The sequence below is a fragment of the Peribacillus sp. P4_C12 genome, assembly GCF_056402095.1.
Window position 1 is genome coordinate 1 of the sequence record NZ_JBFUIB010000455.1, and the last position, 2941, is coordinate 2941.

General features: G+C 37.2%; 5 protein-coding genes. 1 reads left to right on the top strand and 4 read right to left on the bottom strand.

Features of this window, described 5'->3' with window-relative positions; all coding sequences use genetic code 11:
- From AC1DUW_RS24800 to AC1DUW_RS24815, 4 genes are all read right to left on the bottom strand, one after another.
- Positions 1 to 371, bottom strand: a 371-nt coding sequence (locus AC1DUW_RS24800) for an MFS transporter (RefSeq protein WP_477643721.1), incomplete at its 3' end; no start/stop codon positions are given.
- A gap of 202 nt (positions 372 to 573) precedes the next feature.
- Positions 574 to 1014, bottom strand: a complete 441-nt coding sequence (gene cbpB / locus AC1DUW_RS24805; RefSeq protein ID WP_053345153.1) for a cyclic-di-AMP-binding protein CbpB — start codon at positions 1012 to 1014, stop codon at positions 574 to 576.
- Between the two features lie 121 nt (positions 1015 to 1135).
- Positions 1136 to 1282, bottom strand: coding sequence for a hypothetical protein (locus tag AC1DUW_RS24810; protein ID WP_169787513.1), 147 nt, complete (start codon positions 1280 to 1282; stop codon positions 1136 to 1138).
- A gap of 127 nt (positions 1283 to 1409) precedes the next feature.
- A complete protein-coding gene (locus AC1DUW_RS24815; protein ID WP_034314086.1) occupies positions 1410 to 1649 on the bottom strand; it encodes a YkuJ family protein in 240 nt (79 codons plus the stop codon).
- Positions 1650 to 1832: 183 nt separating this feature from the next.
- Here AC1DUW_RS24815 and AC1DUW_RS24820 point away from each other — a divergent pair, with 183 nt between their 5' ends.
- Positions 1833 to 2792 (top strand): MBL fold metallo-hydrolase, encoded by a 960-nt coding sequence (locus AC1DUW_RS24820; protein WP_402877079.1) that lies wholly within the window; start codon positions 1833 to 1835, stop codon positions 2790 to 2792.
- The last annotated feature ends 149 nt before the right edge of the window (positions 2793 to 2941 follow it).

Here is a 2941-nt window from a genome sequence, read left to right on the forward strand (position 1 = left end):
GATAAATACCCTTGAACACGGGCCCTCTCTTCATTTTTATAAATATCCCCCACAATTGTTGAAGAAACAGGTGCTACTGCCCCTGCCCCAAAACCCTGTACAAAGCGATAAATAATGAGCTCCGTCATCGAATTGGAGAAACCGCAGAGAATGGAACCAATTAAGAAGACAATAATTCCAAATAATAAAACAGGTTTTCTTCCAAGAATATCGGATAGCTTTCCATAAATTAAGACTGTCACGGCGTTCATTAGCAAATATCCAGAAAACACCCAGCTATATAGAGAAAAACCACCCAAATCACTGACAATAGCCGGCATTGCCGTCGAAACGATAGTTCCTTCAATTGCATTCATAAACATAGCCATCATGATGGCAGCTAGGATGAATGGACGTTTCAATTTTTTATTCTGTACTGAAGTATTTACTGCTTGTACCAATTTCCGCATCCTTTCCTAAATATGTAATAGCTCTTTCTAGGGTTTACCGCCCTCTATATAGAATATGTAAAAAACAAGAAAACTCGCCAATTGGCGAGTTTTAGGTAAACTGTACTGTTTAGCGTTGACATATTTATTCAGGTAATGTATTTTGTTTAAATACTTTTTTCAAGATAGCTCTTCTCGTTAGGATTCCTTCAAAAAGGTGTTCATCATTCTCTACACAGACAAACGGATGGTCAATTAACAATTCTACACCTTTAGTCAAGGTATCTTCGATATGCAGGCGAGGTATGTCTATATTCATAATTTCGGAAACTTTTTTATTCTCTAGATTATCAAATTCAATTCGTTCCAGTCCCAAAATCGAGTCAAGAATGACTGGTGTGCTAATTAAGCCATGCAGTTTATACATCGGATCTAACACAGGAATGGCCGTATAACCGCTCTTTGTTAATACTAATAGTGCATGTTCTAAATTATTGGTTACCTGCACGTGGGCCACGCGTTCAGAAGAAATCATTAAGTCTTTCACGCTGGATTCCAATAAATCCCCATCATGAGTACCGATCATGTTAAAAYCCCTTACCATATGTTTTTATATACAGCTCTTTTTCTAGTTTAACATATGTAAGCAGAAAAGACTCATTCCAATACCTATAAAATCCCAAACTGAGGATTCTCTAAAGAAATACTTAGCCTTTACTAGTTTTAATGTTAACCTGTTTAAACCCGCATTCCGGGCATTGATATATTACATTTTGGTTGGACTGTGCCGTCAATACATCTGCCATTTCCCTTTCCTCACCGCAAGCAGGGCATATTACCATAGGATTTTTCATTTACATCCCTCCAATTATTAAGGTGTCGTAAAAATCCCTTCTTCATACACGAAGTAAAAAGTGAGTTGATTTTTCAATAATAAAAAGCCGTATTCCCAAAAGGAATGCGGCTTTTTTCGTAATCTTTTTAAGATTGAAGAAGATCAAAGATTTCAATGGTAATCATATCAATATTATCGAACTGATATTTTGATGATTTCCCTTTATCACTGTATACTTCAAGCTCGAACATTTCTGTTTTGCTGAAATATGTAACCTGGCATTTTTTCACGCCATCTATTTCAAAAAAACGCTGAGCAGATTCAGATTCCTTTGCTTGCTCTTGAAGACTTTTTAATCTGGTAAGAATGCCCTGTAATTGAGACATACTCACTCTCCTTTCTGAATAAAACCTTTTCGATAGGTTTCACTATACCATACTTTTCTATCCAGTAGCCACGCTGAAATAAATTCAGAATAATTTAAAACTTCATTCTTTACATGACACTATTAACAGAATAAAATAAGGATTGGATTTTGTACATAAAAAATTTCCTGGAGGTAGATTCTATTGCAAAACTTTAGTGAACTTGGTTATCGGATATATTTAATCGATGGTTTTGATTTGAATAGAAAGAATCGGACAGGTACATATGTAATTGCCGATAAGGACATAACTTTAGTTGAAACGTCCGCCAGCCCATCTATCCCCCATTTATTAAAAGGACTTGATGACCTGGGAATCGCCCCCGAGGATATTACATATATCATTCTTACCCATATTCACTTGGACCATGCAGGGGGAGCTGGACTTTTTTTACAGCATTGTCCGAATGCCAAAGTAATTGTTCATCCAAAAGGAGCACGACATCTAGAAGACCCGACAAGATTAATTGCTGGAGCTAAAGCAGTCTATGGTGAAGAATTCAACAAGCTTTTTGACCCGATTTTGCCTATACCGCACGATAAAATGATTATTAAACAAGATAGGGAATCTCTTCAAACGAGCGACTCGTCTACATTGACCTTTTATGACACGCCAGGGCATGCCAATCACCACTTCAGCATATTCGATTCTGTTTCAAAAGGTATGTTTTCCGGTGACACGGTAGGTATTTACTATCGTGAGCTAAATGAAGATGGCATTGAATTTTATCTACCCTCCACATCACCAAATCAATTTAATCCTGAAGCGATGCTTGCTGCAGCAGACCTGTATGCGAGTATTGGAGTTGAACGGATATATTTTGGCCATTACGGCGTATCGGAAAATCCAAACGAAGTTTATAAGCAACTTCATTACTGGTTGCCTATTTTTGTTGAGACAGCAGAAACAGCCTTCAAAGAATACACAAGCTTTAAGGAGCAGGTCGCCGCAACTAGCAAAAATATTTTCAATATAGTCGCTACTCATTTAGGAGAAAAGGGCATCACAAAGGATCATTCCGTTTTTGAAATAATTCGCCTGGACCTTAAGGTCTGTTCTATGGGTTTGATTGACTACTTGGAAAAACGCGAAAAGAATAAATAGGTAGACATATAATGTATATCTCTATTCAAATGGAAGGGTATTCTCTATAATGAGAAAGTACTCACTTTAAGCATACCTGGAGGAATGAAATGAAAGACGTTACCCTTTATACCCAACCGGATTGCCCTCCCTGCAAGATCATGAAAATG

What these genes read in the sequence shown, in the direction of transcription:
- cbpB (WP_053345153.1), bottom strand. Translation starts at nt 1,014, where the DNA reads ATGATCGGTACTCATGATGGGGATTTATTGGAATCCAGCGTGAAAGAC.
- AC1DUW_RS24810 (WP_169787513.1), bottom strand. Translation starts at nt 1,282, where the DNA reads ATGAAAAATCCTATGGTAATATGCCCTGCTTGCGGTGAGGAAAGGGAA.
- AC1DUW_RS24815 (WP_034314086.1), bottom strand. Translation starts at nt 1,649, where the DNA reads ATGTCTCAATTACAGGGCATTCTTACCAGATTAAAAAGTCTTCAAGAG.